Here is a 15,981-nt window from a genome sequence, read left to right on the forward strand (position 1 = left end):
GTGGGGCGGAGCGATCAGCGGAGCTTCTTCTTGTAGATCGACACGGCGAAGGCGTAGGCGACGACGAGGATGCCGACCAGCCAGGCCAGTGCGATCCAGATCTCCGAGCCCACCGGCTGCCCGGCGAACAGCGCCCTGATCGTGTTCACGATCGACGTGACCGGCTGGTTCTCGGCGAACCAGGCCACCGGCCCCGGCATCGTCTCAGTCGGCACGAACGCCGAGCTGATGAACGGCAGGAAGATCAGCGGGTAGCTGAACGCACTCGCCCCATCCACCGTCTTCGCCGACAGCCCGGCGATGACTGCCAGCCAGGTCAGCGCCAGCGTGAACAGGATCAGGATGCCGGCGATGCCGAGCCACGCGCCGAACGATGCCCCGGTGCGGAAGCCCATGATGAACGCGACTCCGATGACGATCGCCACCGAGATGATGTTCGACACGAGCGAGGTCAGCACGTGGGCCCACAGCACGCTGGAGCGGGCGATCGGCATGGACTGGAACCGCTCGAAGATGCCGCCCTGCATGTCCAGGAACAGCCGGTACGCCGTGTACGCGATGCCGGAGGCGATCGTGATCAGCAGGATGCCGGGGAGCATGTAGTTGATGTACGACTCGTCGCTGCCGGTGTTGATGGCGCCACCGAGCACGTACACGAACAGCAGCATCAGCGCGATCGGGGTGACCGCCGTGGTGATGATGGTGTCGGGACTGCGCAGGATGTGCTTGAGCGACCGCCCGGTCAGCGTGCCGGTGTCGGCGATGACGTGACTGGTCATGATGCGTTCCCTTCTTCTGCCGGCTCCCCGACGAGCGCGAGGAAGACCTCTTCGAGCGTGGGCTGCTTCTCGACGTACTCGACGGTCGCCTGCGGAAGCAGGGCCTTGAGCTCGGCGAGCGTGCCGTTCTGGATGATGGTGCCCCTGTGCAGGATCGCGATGCGGTCGGCGAGCTGCTCGGCCTCATCGAGGTACTGAGTGGTCAGGAGCACGGTGGTGCCGTTCTGCGCGAGCTGCTTCACGGTCTGCCAGACCTCGATGCGGGCCTGCGGGTCGAGACCTGTGGTGGGCTCGTCGAGGAAGATGATCGGCGGGTTGCCGATCAGGCTCATCGCGATGTCGAGCCGGCGGCGCATGCCGCCGGAGTACTCGCCGGCCTTGCGGCCGCCGGCATCCGTGAGCGAGAACCTCGCGAGCATGTCGTCTGCGATCGCGCCGGGGTTCTTCAGGTGGCGCAGCTTGGCTACCAGCACGAGGTTCTCACGCCCGGTGAGCACCTCATCGACCGCCGCGAACTGCCCGGTCAGGCTGATCGCCTCGCGGACGTCGCCAGGAGCGGATGCCACGTCGAAGCCGTGCACGGACGCCGAACCGGCATCCGACTTCAGCAGCGTCGAGAGGATGCGCACCAGTGTCGTCTTGCCGGCTCCGTTCGAGCCCAGCAGGGCGAAGATGCTGCCGGCGGCGACGTCGAAATCGACGCCCTTCAGCACCTCGAGGTCCTTGAACGACTTGCGGATTCCCTTGACTTCGATGGCTGCGGTCATGATCGCTGTTCCTTGTCTGCGTCGTCGATCGCCTTCGCGAAGCGCGAGCGCTCCTTGTCGATCCATTCCTTGCCGGCGTACGCCTTGGCGAATGTCTCGGCGAAGTCGACCGGGTCGGACCCGACGATGTCCCGCACCGGGGTGCCGTCGGCGGCGGCCGCCTCCCAGAGGTCGGCCATGTCGGTGAACATCTGCATCAGGGTCTCGCCGTCAGTGATGCCACCGGCATACATGAGGTAACGGTGCATCGCGAGCGCCGACGCCCGGTACGGCTCCGGCAGCCCCTCGATGCGGGCCTTGTCCTGCTTGTACTGCTTCTTCTGCTCGAGCGATCCGGTGATCACTTCGATCCACTTGGCGGCCACGTCAGGCTCCTTCTTCGTTCGTCGCGTTGCTGTCTTCGGTGTGGAGCTGGGTGAGTCGGTCTGCGAGGAAGCTCCACGTCCTCCAGAACTCTTCGAGGCTCTGCCGGCCCTGCACATTCAGCGTGTAGACCTTGCGTGGCGGGCCCTTCTCGGACGGCACCTTCTCGACGTCGACCATGCCCCGCTGCTCGATCCGCACCAGCACCGCGTACACGGTGCCCTCGGCGATGTCGGCGAATCCGCGATCCCGCAGAGAAGCGGTGATCTCGTATCCGTAGGCGGGACGCTTCGCGAGGACCGCGAGGACGACGCCTTCCAGGACGCCCTTGAGCATCTCGGTCTCCTGCTTGCCCATCGGAACTCTCCCTTCAGTACTCGGTGTTGCTGACTACCAGTACAAAGTAACACTGAGTACTGGTACTTAGCAACACCGAATACCAAACTTTTTCCGAGCGTCCTCGGCCGGGCGTAGTCTCAGGCCCGTGGCATCCCTCACCGGCACCCAGCGACTGGTCGTCTCGATCGCCGTACTCGCATCGTTCGTGACGTTCCTCGACGGCACCGTCGTGAACGTCGCACTGCCCGCCATCAGCGAGGAGCTCGGGGGCGGCATCAGCACCCAGCAGTGGGTGGTCGACGCGTATCTGATCACGCTCAGCGCCCTCATCCTGCTGGCGGGTTCACTGTCCGACGCCTACGGGCGGGTGCTGATCATGCGCATCGGGCTGATCGCCTTCGGCGTGGCATCCGTCGCGGTCGCTGCCGTGCCCGATCCGCTCGTGCTGATCATCGCCCGCGCCGCGCAGGGCGCGGCCGGCGCCCTCCTGGTGCCGAGCTCACTGGCTCTGATCACGGCGACCATGCGCGGGCCCGTGCAGGCGCATGCGATCGGAGTATGGACGGCGTTCACGACAGGGGCTCAGCTCGTCGGGCCGCTGATGGGCGGACTGTTCGTCGATTTCCTCACCTGGCGGCTGGTGTTCCTCATCAACGTGCTGCCGATCGCAGTCACGCTCTACCTGCTGACGAGGCTCCGGCTGCCCGAGCACCCGCGCGGCACGACCGTGGACTGGTTCAGTGGCATCCTCTGCGCGGCGGGGCTGGGCGCGGTGGTGTTCGCACTGATCGAGCAGCCCCGACTGGGCTGGTCCTCCCCCGCGATCTGGCTCCCGCTCGTCGTGGGGATCGCGATGCTCGCAGGATTCCTGATCCGACAGGCACGGGTGCGGCATCCTCTTCTTCCTCTGGACATGTTCCGGGTGCGCAACTTCGGCTGGGGAAACCTCGCGACGCTGTTCATCTATGCAGCACTGTCGCTGAACGGCTTCGTCGTCGTGGTCTACCTGCAGCAGGGCGCGGGCCTGGGCGCGACCGAGGCGGGACTCGCGAGCCTGCCGATCACCATCCTGATGATCCTGCTCAGTTCGCGCGCGGGCGCCTGGGCCGGTAAGTACGGTCCGCGGATCTTCATGACGGCAGGTCCCATCCTGATGGGCCTTGGCGCACTGCTGCTGCTCACCGTCGGCATCGAGTTCAACTACTGGTGGCAGGTGCTGCCGTCGATGCTCGTGATGGGCCTCGGTCTGTCGATCACGGTGGCGCCGCTGACCGCCGCGATCCTCGGGTCGATCGACGAGAGCCGCAGCGGCATCGCCTCGGCGGTGAACAACGCCGTCTCCCGTGTCGCCGGACTGCTGGTGGTCGCGATGATCTCGACGATCGTCGGAGGGATGCTGGATCTCGCAGGGTTCCACAGCGCAGCGCTCGTGACCGCCGGGCTGATGATCGCCGGCGGGCTCGTCTCGTGGATCGGCATCAGGCGGAACCCCGTCGAGGCGGATGCTGCAGCGGAGGCCTGAGCGGAACGACAGAGGCCGGCGCACCCCTGCGGATGCGCCGGCCTCTTGTGAAGGTCAGTGCGCGATTCAGACCGGCTTGGTGTAGGTGTCGCTGCTGAAACCGGTGACGAAGTAGCCGATCGGGTTGAGCAGGAACAGCAGGAAGAACGAGAACGCGCCCCCGTGACCGAACGCGCGGCCGTTGCGGAGCGCGACGATGATCGCGATCACGATGTTCGCGATCGGGACGAAGAAGAGCAGCCCGAACCAGGCGGACAGCCCCGCGACCTTGACCAGCACGAACAGGTTCACGATCGGGATGATCGCGAGCCAGCCCGGGTACCCGGCCTTGGTGAACGTCTTCCAGTAGGCGGCGATCGAGGCGACCCAGTAGATCAGCGCGACGACCATGGCGAAGGCGCCGAACCCTGCGTAGACGCCCTGGTTGATCGGCTCCATGTCGGAGAAGAAAGTCATAGGGAGAGCATAGGGTGCCGCAGCCGATTCTGTGAACCACCTGAACGCACTCGGAGTCCTCTCACCGCCGCGCGACGAGCGACTCCTGCACCTGCCGGTACGCGATCTCGTCGAAGGCGACGATCCGGGCATCCTCGACCCGTGTCGGGGTGCCGAAGATCGTGTCGATCGCCGCCGAGATCGCATCGTCACGCGGCCACCCGTAGACGCCGGCGCTGATCAGGGGGAAAGCGATGCTGCGCACGCCGAGCTCGTCGGCGACCTCGAGCGCCCGCCGGTAGCAGGACTCGAGCAGCAGGCGGTCGCGCTGGCCGGCATTCCAGTTCGGACCGACCGTGTGCACCACCCATCGCGCGGGCAGGTCTCCGGCCGTCGTCCAGCCGGCATCGCCCGTCGCGAGCCCGTCCGGGAAGCGCCTGATGCAGTCCTCGAGAATGGCCGGCCCGCCGGCGCGGTGGATCGCGCCATCGACGCCACCGCCTCCGCGCATCGCGTTGTTCGCGGCGTTGACGATCGCGTCGACGTGCTGAGTGGTGATGTCGCCACGGACGGCGGTGACCTCCGGCATGCCTTCAGTGTCGCGCCGGCACGCCTGCCCGCGCCACCCCACGTCGACGGCCGGCCACCCAGCTCCCGCGCATGATCGCCATAGACTGGCGGCGCATGTCCGACATGACCGTATCCGCGCCGTCCCGCACCGTCTGGGGCGTCATCTGGCGCGTCGGCCTGTCCCTCGCGATCAGCGCGGTGATCTGGCTGACGATCGGCCTCCAAGCCGACGGCTTTCCGCTGCCGGTGCGGCTGTGGTTCTGGATAGGCGATCCGCTGCTCGGCCTCGCTTCGCTGCTCGGCGTGGTGCTGTTCGCCCGGCGGACGCCTGTGATCGTCGCCATCGCGACGGCGACCGCGGTGCTGCTCTCCGCGGTCGCGATCGGCCCGGCGCTGTGGGCGCTCGGCTCTGTGGCGACCCGCAGGCGCTGGCGCGAGATCGCGGTCGCCGGCGCGGTCGACCTCGTCGCCCTGCTGTTCATCGCACTGCCGTATCCACTCGATGACCAGGCGCTGCCCTGGTGGGGTCGCGCCATCGTGATGGCGCTCGGCCTCGGCGTCGTCGCCGCCACAGGCGTCGGGATGGGACAGCGCCGCGCCCTGCTGATCGGGCTGAGAGAGCGCGCGGAACAGGCCGAGCGGGAACAGGCCGCTCGTGCCGACGCCACCCGCGCCGAGGAGCGCAACCGCATCGCGCATGACATGCACGACGTGCTCGCGCATCGCATATCCCTTGTCGCGATGCACGCCTCGGCGCTCACCTTCCGCACCGACATCCCCGGGGAGGAGCGGGAGTCGGCGCTCACGACCATCGCTGAGAATGCCCGTCTTGCCCTCGACGAGCTCCGCGATGTCCTCGGTGTGCTGCGCACACCGACGGACGGGACACCGGACCCTCCGCAGCCGCAGCTCTCCGACATCAGCACGCTCGTCGATGAGACCAGGGCCGCCGGCATGTCCGTGGATCTCGTGGAGGCGATCGAGGGCGAGCCGCCCGCCGCTGCCGGCCAGACCGCGTACCGGGTCGTGCGCGAGGCGCTCACCAACGCGCGCAAACATGCACCAGGGGCATCCGTGACGGTGTCCGTCGCCGGCGAGCCGGGTGAGGGCATCGCGATCCGGGTGCGCAACCAGGCGTCCGCGCAGGCGTCCGGCCTGCCGGGCTCAGGACTCGGACTCGTCGCTATGAGGGAGCGCGTGGAGCGCACCGGCGGACGGATCCAGCACGGCGAGGCCGATGACGGCGCCTACGTGCTCAGCGCCTGGCTACCATGGGCGACGTGACCGAACCGCTGCGCATCGTGCTCGTCGACGACGACCCGCTGGTGCGCGCCGGGTTGACGATGATACTGGGCGCCGACCCCGGACTGTCAGTGGTGGCGCAGGCATCCGACGGCGCCGAGGGCGTCGACACGGTCCAGCGGGAGGCCCCCGACGTCGTCCTGATGGACATCCGGATGCCGATCATGGACGGCCTTGCCGCGACCGAGCAGATCCTGCGGATGCCGCATCCGCCGCGCGTCGTTCTGCTCACGACGTTCGACAACGACGACATGGTCGTGCGCGGACTCCGCACCGGAGCTGCCGGCTTCCTGCTCAAGGACACCCCGCCGCAGCAGCTCATCGACGCGGTGCGGTCCGCGGCATCCGGAGCCCCCGCCCTCTCGCCGCGCGTCGCCGCGACGCTGATCGCGGCGGCCACCGCCCCCGAGCGCACCCGCGACGAGGATGCCAGGACCGCTGCCCGTGCACAGCTGGAGCTGCTCACCGAGCGGGAGCACGAGGTCGCCGGCGGGGTGGGTCGCGGCCTGTCGAACGCGGAGATCGCCGCAGAGCTGTTCATGTCGATCGCCACGGTGAAGGCGCACGTCGGCCGCATCATGGCCAAGCTGTCGGCGGAGAACCGCGTGCAGCTCGCGCTGATCGTGCACGACGCCCAGTTGTAGACCTGGGTAGGGGGTCGGTGCAGACCCAGGGCTCTCCCGCCGTGGAACGCTCGGAACGACGATGGATACATGGTCAGCGGGACGCAGACCGGTTCACCTGAAAGGACATCGTCATGAACACCGACACGTCGACCCGATTCGCGGCTCTCGACTTCGCGCAGGAGCCCTCCTTCGCGTACAAGGCCGAGTCGGGGTGGCAGCGATTCTGGAACCGCGGCGGATGGTGGCGCGCGGTGCTGGTCGCCGTCGTGTATCTGGCGCTGTATCTCGGCGCCGGTCGGCTCACCAGCGCGCTGTTCGCCGACCGGATCGATCCGTCCGATCCGCTCGCCGATCCCGCCACCGTGTTCTTCGGAACGGCGCTGCCGATCCTGATCGGCTCCGTCATCCTGCTGGTCTTCGGCGCATCGCTGCGGTGGCTGCCCACTCTCTTCGGCCGTCAGCCGGTACGGGGCCGGGGCTGGATGTGGATCGCGCCGTTGGTGGTCGTCGCGACGGCGCTGCTGCGCTCCTTCGGCACGGACTTCAACCGGTTCTCTCTCGGCACCGTCCTGACGATCTTCGCGACCGGCGCCCTCATCGGCCTCGCCGAAGAGCTGCTCACCCGCGGCTTCGTCGTCGAGCTGCTGCGTCGCCACGGCTACACCGAGCGAGTCGTCATGCTGCTCTCGGCGCTGACCTTCGCGCTGCTGCACTCGGCCAACTTGCTCACCGGGCAGACGCTGGCGCAGGTGCTGCCGACCCTGGGCTTCACGTTCGTGTTCGGCATCGCCATGTACCTGACGATGCGCGTGACCGGCAGCATCGTGTGGGCGATCGTGCTGCACGCGATCACCGACCCGACGACCATGCTCGCGAGCGGTGGCATCGACAACATCGGTGCCCACGTCAGCACCCTCACCACGCTTTCGCAGGTGTCCCTGCCGATCTACGTCGTGCTCTCGATCGTCGCCCTGTTCCTCGTGAAGGGCCGGGTCAAGACCCAGGACGCCGTCCTCATCGCCTGACGATCACTGACCAGCGCTCCGCGGCCACTCCCACCCTCCCCAGGCCGCGGGGCGCTTCTTCATGTCCGTTCTGGTCTCGCAGACGGCGGATCGATCTGCAGATGGCTGTGGACACGCGGCCGCGTCGTCCGCCATCCGTCGAATGGTCCGCCATCCGCACCCCGCGCTCAGGCGCCGAACCGCTGCTGCAGGTCGGCGTAGCTCGCCACCCCGTCGAGGAACCCCAGGGTGCCGGACTCGTACAACTCCCGCCCGGCGGCCTCGACCGCGGAGAGCGCGACGCGGGCAAGGCTGCCGCCGACGCTCACCCGCTTCACGCCGAGCGAGACCAGGGTGGATGCGTCGATCACCGGCGTCGTCAGGCCCGCGACCATGTTCAGCGGCGCCGGGATCTCCCGGACCAATCGCGCGATCACGTCTGCATCCCGGACGCCGGGCACGAAGATGCAGTCCGCGCCGGCATCCAGATAGCGGGATGCCCGATCGAGGGTCTCCGTGAACGGGTCACCGGTGAAAGACGAGAAGTAGGTGTCGGTGCGGGCGTTCAGCACGAACGCCCCGGCGGGCGCAGCGTCACGCGCGGCCGCGATGCGTTCGGTCGCCTCGCTCGCGTCAAGGAGGTCGCCACCGGCGGCATCCTCGATATTCGCCCCGACGACCCCCAGCTCGAACGCGCGGGCGACCGTGTACCCGACGTCCTCGGGCCGGTTCCCGTACCCCGCCTCGAGGTCGGCCGTCACCGGCACCGACACGGATGCGACGATGTCGGCCAGCCGCTCGAACACCGCGTCAGGCCCCAGGGCGCCGCCGTCGGGCATCCCGGACGACCAGGCGATGCCCGCGCTGGTCGTCGCGATCGCGGGAAAGCCGATCCGTTCCAGGATGCGGGCGGACCCGGCATCCCACGCGTTCGGGATCGTGAATCCCGGCCCGCGGTGCAGTGCGATCAGCACGTCAGCCCGCGCGGACCTTCCGTCATCCTGCATGACGTCCATCGTCGGCCCCCAGTCGCCGGTAAGCCCCCTCGTCTATTCAGGTACCGTGCGGGGCCCGCGTCAAGAGCGGGGCCGCAGAACGCAGACGAGGCGCCCTGGAATCAGATCCCGGGGCGCCTCGGTCAGGATGGCGGAATCAGCTCGCAGCGGGCGCGGCCTCCGCCTTCTTCCTCGCGAGCTCGGGGTACGCACGGCCGCGGATGAAGATCAGGAGCACGCAGGCACCGATGATCAGCAGGATGGTCGCCGGCGCTGCCAGGGACAGGATCTGGTTCGTGTGCGGGCGCTCCGCGTCGATGCCGCCAGTGGCAAGGAAGTTCGTCGGATCGGTGAGTCCGTGCAGGACGATCGCCCAGACGATGCTGCCCGTCACCCGCATCGTGAGATACATCAGCACACCGAATGCGAACGTGTAGCCGATCGTGCTGCCGACCAGCTGCAGCGACTGACCCGAGAAGATGTTGCCGGAGTGCAGCAGCGCGAAGAACAGCGCCGACACGAAGGCGACGAGCCACTCATTGTGGCCTGCACGACGCATGATCTCGACGACGAGACCGCGGGTGAGCAGTTCTTCGGAGAGGCCGATGAAGAGGCCGCAGGCGAGGATCATGATGATCGTACCGACCGAGTACGCCGAGTAATCGGTGCCGATCAGGCGGATCACGATCGGGAGCAGCACGAGCACCACAGCGATCCACATCCACCACCGGCCGCGAACCGGCTGCTTCGTGAACAGCGGCTTCGGCAGCCAGCCGACCGACCACGAAAATGCGAGCAGGAGGACGGAGCCGACGATCACCGGCATACCGAACGTGAAGAGCGCGCTCAGGGGCGAAGCGAACGGCCCGTCCTTCGTGGCCGACTCCGCCACGCTTCCCCACAGCACGGGAATGACCTGGTAGAGCACGTCGTAGATGATGACCAGGATCAGTGCCTTCCACCAGGCGCCCTTGTTCCAGAACCGGCGCCAGCCATTCTCTGTGGTGGTAGTGATGTCGGACACGGTGCTCCCTCGCGGTTCAACGGAATCAGCGTCGAAAGAGTATCGCCAGGGATAGCCACCGGACGAGTGTTTCGCCCAGGGACTCAGGTGTTCACCCAGGTGATTTCCGTCCGTCAGAATGAGACGCACATGTATCCCTCGACCAAGTTCCGTCCACCGGCCTCCGGTCCGCATCCGATCGTGCGCGACGACGTGCTCGAGATGCTGCGCGTCGCTTCCGCCCGAGCGCTCGTGGTCCGCGCCCCGGCCGGATATGGCAAGACCACGGTCGTGTCCCAGTGGCTCCGGACCATGCCCGCCCACGGCCGGATCTGGGTCAGCCTCGACGCAGACGACAACGATCCCGCGGGGCTGTGGGGAGCGATCGCCTCCGCTGCGTCCCGCGCGGGTGCGTGCGACGAGTTCCCGGTGGACGCATCGGACGCCGGCGCTGTGCGCCGCTCGATCATCGTGCCCCTGATCGATGCGATCGCCGCGTCGCCCGCATCGTGGACTCTCGTTCTCGATGACGTCCACCTCGTCGCCCGTGAGGACACCACCGCGAGCCTGGACTGGTTCCTCGGGCGGATGCCCGAGAACCTGGTCGTCGTCCTGATCACCCGTGTCCCGCTCGACCTGCCCGCGCTGCAGCGTCTTCGCGCCCGTAGCGAGGTCGTCGACCTGCAGGTGGAGCAGCTGCGCCTGCTGCCTGCCCAGACAGCAGAACTGCTGCACGCCGCGGCAGGCCCGGAGGCAGCGGATCCGGCATTCGTGCAGGACATCACCGGCGGTTGGCCCGCCGCTGTGGCGCTCGTCGCGGCGGCGGTCTCACGCGGCCTGGCTCCGGCTCGTGTCGTGTCTCAGAGCCCCGATGATCCGACCGGCATCGGAGCGCTGATCGGCGAGGGCCTCGCCGGCGGCGACCCGGACGACGAAGACCTGCTGCGGGAACTCGCAGTCTTCGAGCGGTTCACCGCCGAGGTGCTCTCGGCCGTGCTGCAGGATGACCGGGCGTGGACCGTCGCCATGGATGTCGCGTCCCGCTCGGGTCTGATCGCAGCGCTGGACGATGACGGACGCTGGTGGCGCATGCATCACCTCGTGCGTGAACAGCTGCTGGCCGAGTACGGCCGAGCGGACCCCGCGGGTCGAAGGGCGCTGCACCGGCGCGCCGCCGGCTGGTTCGGGGAGCAGCAGGACATCGCCTCCACCGTGCACCACTTGCTCGGCGCCGAGGACTACGAGGCGATCGCCGACGTGCTCTTCAATGTGCACGCCACCTTCCTCGTCCCGCGGCAGGAGCTCGGGCTGAGCTGGCTGGACCGCATCCCGGCATCCGCGCTCGGCGAGGACCCGCGCCTGGCGTTCTGGGAAGCCTGGGCGACCGCCACCGGCGGCGACCGGGCTCGGCGCGACCGTGCGCTCGCGCGCGGCCGCCTCTCATCCGGTGCGCGCCCCGTCGCCCCGTTCCGCGACTGGGACGAGATAGAGGATTTCATCCGCGCCTCCGCCTGTTACGACGACGTCGGCGACGCGCGCCGCGCCGCTGGCCGCTTCCTCGCCGGCCACGACCCGGCATCGCCGTTCGCGGCGATCGTGCGCACCCGGCTGGCGACGATGCTGTATCTCGCAGGGCAGAACTCGGCGGCGCTCCGGGAGCTGGACGCGGTGGAGGAGATGCAGCCGCTCGCCCGCCCGCTGCAGCTGTTCGTACCGGCGTACCGTGCGCTGTGTCTGCTCGAGCTCGGCGACCTCGCCGGTGCGGCGACCGCGATCAAGCGATGCGCCGCCGCGCGGAAAGCCTTCGCGATCGGCATGGACCACGTCTACCTGCCGGCGGAGCAGGCTCTGGCCCGCTTCCAGATCGAGAACGGCGACCCGGCCGCCGGACGGGCGACCGCCGAGCAGGCGCTCGAAGTCGCCGCCCAGCACGATGACTCCGTTCTCGTCGTGCCCCACCTGCTCATCGAGACGGCGCGCGCCGATCTCGCGCTCGGGCACCCTGAACGCGCAGCTGTCACCCTGAATCAGGCCGCGCACGTCATCGGCGGGGCCGAGGATGCCGGAGCGCTGCCCGAGCGGATCGCCGCACTGCGTGCACGCACAGGCACTCTGCCGGCACCGTCTCGCATGCAGGAGGGGCTGAGCCGGCGGGAACTGGAGGTGCTGACGCTGCTGCCCACCGGGCTGAGCGCCGCGGAGATCGCCTCGGAGCTGTTCATCTCGGTGAACACCGCACGCACTCACATAAAGTCGATCCATCGCAAGCTCGACGTGACCAGCAGAGCGGATGCCGTGGCCACGGCCCGCCGGGCCGGACTCATCCTCGCCGAGCGCGCAGAGACGGGGCAGCCGGCATGACGGAGGAATCGACGACGACCGCTGCGCGCAGCATCCTGCGGCGCCTGCCGGTCACGCTGCTGTTCCTCGCCGCGCTGCTTGCAGCAGGAATCGCGTCTGGCGCGCTGTGGAGCCCGTTCCGCGACGGTCCGCTCTGGGACCACCTGGCATACGGCCTGCCGGCGCTCCAGGCCGGGCGCTGGTGGACGCCTCTGACCGGCACGTTCCTCGCCGCCCAGCCGTTCGGGTACCTGCTGCTCGTGCTCGGCGCGGCAGCCGTCGGCTTCCTGGAGTGGAAGCGCGGATGGCGCGTCGCTCTCGCCTACTTCGCCGGCGGCCAGCTGTTCGCAGTCCTCTCCACGGCGCTGCTGCTCTGGCTGCTCTCGTTCGCGTCCTCATGGCCATGGGCCCAGGCGCAGGCCGCGGCCCTGGATGTCGGACCGAGCGGAGGCCTGTATGCGTGCCTGGCCGCATCACTGGTGCTGCTCCCCGCGCCGTGGCGCAACCGCACCTGGCTTGCACTGCTCTCGTTCGTGTTCGTCGCGCTGCTGTTCTGGGGAACGGTCGAGGACCTCGAGCACGCCGCCGCTGTGCTTCTGGTCCTCGGCGTCGACCGGTCGCTGACGCTGCGACGCGCGACGGTGCGCGAACAGCGGTTGCTCGCGTTCTGGGCGCTGATCGTGCTGGTCGTGATCTCGACGATCGTCGACTACGTGCCCACCTCGGGGCCGTTCGGCGAGACCGTTCCCTCCGAGACGCTGCAGTGGAGCGTGCTGATCGACGCGATGGTCACACTGCTCGTGCTCAACGGACTGCGCCGCGGACGACGCTGGGCGTGGCTGCTGTCGCTGCTCTACGCCGCGCTGAACGTGCTGCTCGGCGCCCTGATCGTTCTCCTGCTGATGCTGTCCGCGGGAAGGGATCTCGAGGACCTGGGCCTGAACGCGCGGATGGCTGTGGCCACCAGCATCCTCTGGGTGCTGTTCCTGATCATGCTCGTGATCACCCGTCGCGCGTTCCGGTGGCGGCGCCGGCCGCCGCTCGGCGGGGGCACCGCACCCACCCGCGACGACGTGATCGCAGAGCTGCAGCAGCACGGCGGCGGGACGCTGTCGTGGATGGCGACCTGGGAGCCGAACGAGTACCTGCGCACGGCCGGCGGGATCGTGGCCTATCAGCGGCACAACGGGGTCGCGCTGGCCCTGGCCGACCCGATCGGGAATCCGTCCGACCGCGCGACAGCCGTGACAGAGTTCATCGAGCGCGCGGAGCGCGCGGGCACCACACCCTGCTTCTTCAGTGCGGACGACGCGACCCTCGCTGCCGTGCCGGAGGGCTGGCAGAGCCTGGTGGTCGCGGATGACACCATCGTCGACCTGCCAGGGCTGGAGTTCACCGGCAAGCGCTGGGGCGCCATCCGAACCGCGACCAACCGTGCGCAGCGCGAGGGCGTGACCTTCACCGTCTCCAGGCTGGTGGACGAGCGCTGGGGCGTGCGCGCACAGCTGCAGGCGATCTCCGAGCTGTGGGTGGGCGACAAGGACCTGCCCGAGATGCGGTTCACCCTCGGCACGCTCGCCGAGGCGGAGGACCCGCACGTGCGCGTCGCGATCGCCACCGCCGAGAACGGCGATGTGGACGGATTCCTGTCCTGGCTGCCGGTGTACGGCCGGGGCGGCGCCGTACGCGGCTGGACTCTCGACCTCATGCGGCGCCGCCCCGGCGGGTTCCCGCCGGTGATGGAGTACCTGATCGGGATGTCGGCGGCGACGTTCCGCGACGAGGGCGCTGAGATCCTCTCGCTGTCCGGGGCACCGCTGACGCACGACTACCCACCGGAGGCCGGTGCGATCGCCGCGCTCAGCACCCGGCTCTCGGATCTGCTCGAGCCGGTGTACGGGTTCAAGTCACTGCACCGGTTCAAGGAGAAGTTCCACCCCCGGTACGAGACCATGCATCTGCTGTACCGCGAGGCGGGCGACCTGCCCCGCATCGGCGTCGCCCTGACTCAGGCGTTCCTGCCCGGCGCGACGCTGCGCCAGTACGCCGCGGCCGGGATGGACCTCGTGAAGAGGGACGAGGACTGACCCGTGCCCCGCCTCGTCCTCATCAACGGAGCCCCGGGCTCAGGGAAATCGACGATCGCACAGCGGATGGCGGAGGAGCGACCCCTCGCGCTGGCTCTGGACATCGACCAGTTGAAGCACGCCCTCGGCCGCTGGGAACAAGACCCGATCGCATCGGGCCTGCAGGCCCGACGGCTCGCTCTGGCGGTCGTCGATGAGCAGATCGGGTCGGGGCACGACGTGTTCATCGGACAGTACCTGGCCCGCACAGAGTTCATCGAAGCGCTGCAGACGGCCGCCGAACGCCGCTCGGCGGAGTTCGACGAATTCGTCCTCGACGTGGACGAGGATGTGCTCGCGGAACGGCTGCGTGGCCGTGCGGCGACGCCGGGCCGCCCGGAACACACGGTCAACGCCCGCCTCGTCGACCCTTCGGATGCCTCGACTCTGGTCGCATCACTCAGCCCGCTGAAGCTGGCCCGCCCCGACGCGCGCTGGATCACCGGGAATGGGACGCCAGAGCAGACCACCGCCTCGATCGAAGCCGAGCTCAGCTGACCCTCAGAAGGGTGGTGGTGGTTCGGTCTGGAACCCGGTCGGGGTGGTGACCTGAACCGTCTTGTCGGGTCTGGTGCGGTACGCGAACCGCAGCCGGTGCCGGTGTTTGTGATCGGTCGGGCACAGCGGACGCAACTGGTCCAGATCGGTGGTCCCGCCGGAGGCCCAGGGCTTGTCGTGGTCGAATTCGGCATCCACTGCCAGACGGGTGCATCCGTCTCGGGAGCAGGTGCCGTGGTTCAGGATCAGCCAGTCCTTCTGCGCCCTGGTGGGCCGGTAGGAGCGCCGGTCCATGTCGACGACAACCCCCTTGATCGGGTCCGTGACGACGCGGTGGAAGCTCTTCGCGTTGAGAAAGATCTGCTTCGCGGTGAGCGGGTCGATCACATCGCCGCCGACGACGCGCGCCTGCTCGACCGGGACGGGCTGCCCGGCGAGCAACTGGATCGGAATCGTGACGAACACCTTCGTCTGCACCGGTGCGCTGGTGCCTTCCCCGCACAGCCAGTCCAGGAACAGGTCCGCACGGACCTGATCCCGTGACCTGCCGTCCCGCTCGGCCTTCTGCAGGTGTTTCGCCGTGGAGTTCAGACGCCGCATGGCGGCTTCGGCCCGGTGCGTGGGCACCAGCGCCGCCATCCATGACATGCCGTCCCCGGCCGGGGTCGACCGCACCTTCCGGTCGGCCATGGCCCGGGCGTGTCGGCGTGACGCCGCATCCCCCAGCACCGAGACCACGAACGTACGCACGCGACGGCGGAACGCGACCGGAGAACACCGCAGCACCCACTCCGCCGCACGCCGATCCAGCTCTGCGATCGCAGCATCGGCTGCGGTCCGTGTCTCTTCCGGGCAGCCGTCCGGGGCACGCAGCAACTGCGCCTCGCCGATCGTGTATTCGACCAGTCGCATCGGCGCGAACCCCGTCCGCGCCCGAGACCACAGCGTGGGCAGGAGACTCTTCGCAGTCCGCACGTTCGACACGTCAGCGAGCACCTGCTCCTCGGACGCCCGCAGTCGCAGGGCGAGGTCGGCGATCACGCCCCGCTCGGCCATGTCCGGATCCGCGCCGATCGCGTACACGTCCGGGCACCGGCGGGCGGTCTCGCAGACCTCCAGCATCCGCTCCATCCGCAACGCGGCCTGCCGATTCACCTCGAACTCGGCCACAGATACATCGTCGAGAAGGAACCCGAGCATCTCCGCAGCGGAGACCTCCACGGGCGCCTGTTCCTCGATGAGAGCCATGCACCCAGTTTAGAACATATCTTCGGCCTTTTCCAGACACTTTGCAAGTCAATTCTCGAAATTA

Annotated in this window: 16 protein-coding genes; 7 read left to right on the plus strand and 9 right to left on the minus strand. The window is 68.6% G+C overall.

What is annotated here, in order from left to right; all coding sequences use genetic code 11:
- Positions 1-14: 14 nt before the first annotated feature.
- The 4 genes from ACFVDO_RS16520 to ACFVDO_RS16535 are packed head-to-tail and all read right to left on the minus strand — an operon-like array spanning position 15 to position 2,266.
- Positions 15-779 (minus strand): ABC transporter permease, encoded by a 765-nt coding sequence (locus tag ACFVDO_RS16520; RefSeq protein WP_378856714.1) that lies wholly within the window; start codon positions 777-779, stop codon positions 15-17.
- Complete coding sequence (locus tag ACFVDO_RS16525) at positions 776-1,546, minus strand: ABC transporter ATP-binding protein (RefSeq protein ID WP_378856716.1); 771 nt, start codon at positions 1,544-1,546, stop codon at positions 776-778. The genes ACFVDO_RS16520 and ACFVDO_RS16525 overlap by 4 nt, the downstream gene beginning before the upstream one ends.
- The gene (locus ACFVDO_RS16530) at positions 1,543-1,911 is read right to left on the minus strand and encodes a DUF1048 domain-containing protein (RefSeq protein WP_378856718.1); all 369 of its coding nucleotides are present in this window, start codon (positions 1,909-1,911) and stop codon (positions 1,543-1,545) included. The genes ACFVDO_RS16525 and ACFVDO_RS16530 overlap by 4 nt, the downstream gene beginning before the upstream one ends.
- Before the next feature lies 1 nt (position 1,912).
- Complete coding sequence (locus tag ACFVDO_RS16535; protein ID WP_378856720.1) at positions 1,913-2,266, minus strand: PadR family transcriptional regulator; 354 nt, start codon at positions 2,264-2,266, stop codon at positions 1,913-1,915.
- A 127-nt stretch (positions 2,267-2,393) separates the two neighbouring features.
- On the opposite strand from ACFVDO_RS16535, the gene ACFVDO_RS16540 reads away from it, so the two are divergent.
- Positions 2,394-3,770: an MFS transporter gene (locus ACFVDO_RS16540; protein WP_378856722.1), complete on the plus strand. Its 1,377-nt coding sequence runs from the start codon at positions 2,394-2,396 to the stop codon at positions 3,768-3,770.
- Positions 3,771-3,836: 66 nt separating this feature from the next.
- On the opposite strand, the gene ACFVDO_RS16545 is transcribed toward ACFVDO_RS16540, so the two are convergent.
- Entirely contained in the window at positions 3,837-4,226 is a 390-nt protein-coding gene (locus ACFVDO_RS16545) for a DUF5684 domain-containing protein (RefSeq protein ID WP_378856724.1), read from the minus strand.
- Between the two features lie 61 nt (positions 4,227-4,287).
- Complete coding sequence (locus tag ACFVDO_RS16550) at positions 4,288-4,794, minus strand: O-acetyl-ADP-ribose deacetylase (protein ID WP_378856726.1); 507 nt, start codon at positions 4,792-4,794, stop codon at positions 4,288-4,290.
- A gap of 95 nt (positions 4,795-4,889) precedes the next feature.
- Between ACFVDO_RS16550 and ACFVDO_RS16555 the strand changes: the two genes are divergently transcribed.
- From ACFVDO_RS16555 to ACFVDO_RS16565, 3 genes are all read left to right on the plus strand, one after another.
- A complete protein-coding gene (locus ACFVDO_RS16555) occupies positions 4,890-6,059 on the plus strand; it encodes a sensor histidine kinase (RefSeq protein WP_378856728.1) in 1,170 nt (389 codons plus the stop codon).
- Positions 6,047-6,721, plus strand: coding sequence for a response regulator (locus tag ACFVDO_RS16560; RefSeq protein WP_378856730.1), 675 nt, complete (start codon positions 6,047-6,049; stop codon positions 6,719-6,721). The genes ACFVDO_RS16555 and ACFVDO_RS16560 overlap by 13 nt, the downstream gene beginning before the upstream one ends.
- 113 nt (positions 6,722-6,834) lie before the next feature.
- Positions 6,835-7,728 carry a CPBP family intramembrane glutamic endopeptidase gene (locus ACFVDO_RS16565; RefSeq protein WP_378856732.1) on the plus strand — a complete coding sequence of 298 codons (894 nt, stop codon included), beginning with the start codon at positions 6,835-6,837 and terminating at the stop codon, positions 7,726-7,728.
- Between the two features lie 167 nt (positions 7,729-7,895).
- Here ACFVDO_RS16565 and ACFVDO_RS16570 read toward each other — a convergent pair whose 3' ends face one another.
- Entirely contained in the window at positions 7,896-8,723 is an 828-nt protein-coding gene (locus tag ACFVDO_RS16570) for an isocitrate lyase/phosphoenolpyruvate mutase family protein (protein ID WP_378886870.1), read from the minus strand.
- Between the two features lie 136 nt (positions 8,724-8,859).
- A complete protein-coding gene (locus tag ACFVDO_RS16575) occupies positions 8,860-9,726 on the minus strand; it encodes a CPBP family intramembrane glutamic endopeptidase (RefSeq protein ID WP_378856736.1) in 867 nt (288 codons plus the stop codon).
- Between the two features lie 129 nt (positions 9,727-9,855).
- Here ACFVDO_RS16575 and ACFVDO_RS16580 point away from each other — a divergent pair, with 129 nt between their 5' ends.
- The 3 genes from ACFVDO_RS16580 to ACFVDO_RS16590 are packed head-to-tail and all read left to right on the plus strand — an operon-like array spanning position 9,856 to position 14,669.
- On the plus strand, positions 9,856-12,066 hold the full coding sequence (locus tag ACFVDO_RS16580) for a LuxR C-terminal-related transcriptional regulator (protein ID WP_378856738.1): 2,211 nt from the start codon (positions 9,856-9,858) through the stop codon (positions 12,064-12,066).
- Positions 12,063-14,132 carry a bifunctional lysylphosphatidylglycerol flippase/synthetase MprF gene (locus ACFVDO_RS16585; protein WP_378856740.1) on the plus strand — a complete coding sequence of 690 codons (2,070 nt, stop codon included), beginning with the start codon at positions 12,063-12,065 and terminating at the stop codon, positions 14,130-14,132. The genes ACFVDO_RS16580 and ACFVDO_RS16585 overlap by 4 nt, the downstream gene beginning before the upstream one ends.
- Positions 14,133-14,135: 3 nt before the next feature.
- Positions 14,136-14,669, plus strand: a complete 534-nt coding sequence (locus tag ACFVDO_RS16590; RefSeq protein ID WP_378856742.1) for an AAA family ATPase — start codon at positions 14,136-14,138, stop codon at positions 14,667-14,669.
- A 3-nt stretch (positions 14,670-14,672) separates the two neighbouring features.
- Here ACFVDO_RS16590 and ACFVDO_RS16595 read toward each other — a convergent pair whose 3' ends face one another.
- Positions 14,673-15,917, minus strand: a complete 1,245-nt coding sequence (locus ACFVDO_RS16595) for a DUF222 domain-containing protein (protein ID WP_378856744.1) — start codon at positions 15,915-15,917, stop codon at positions 14,673-14,675.
- Positions 15,918-15,981: the final 64 nt, after the last annotated feature.

The sequence above is a fragment of the Microbacterium sp. NPDC057741 genome (assembly GCF_042798735.1).
Taxonomy (GTDB): domain Bacteria; phylum Actinomycetota; class Actinomycetes; order Actinomycetales; family Microbacteriaceae; genus Microbacterium.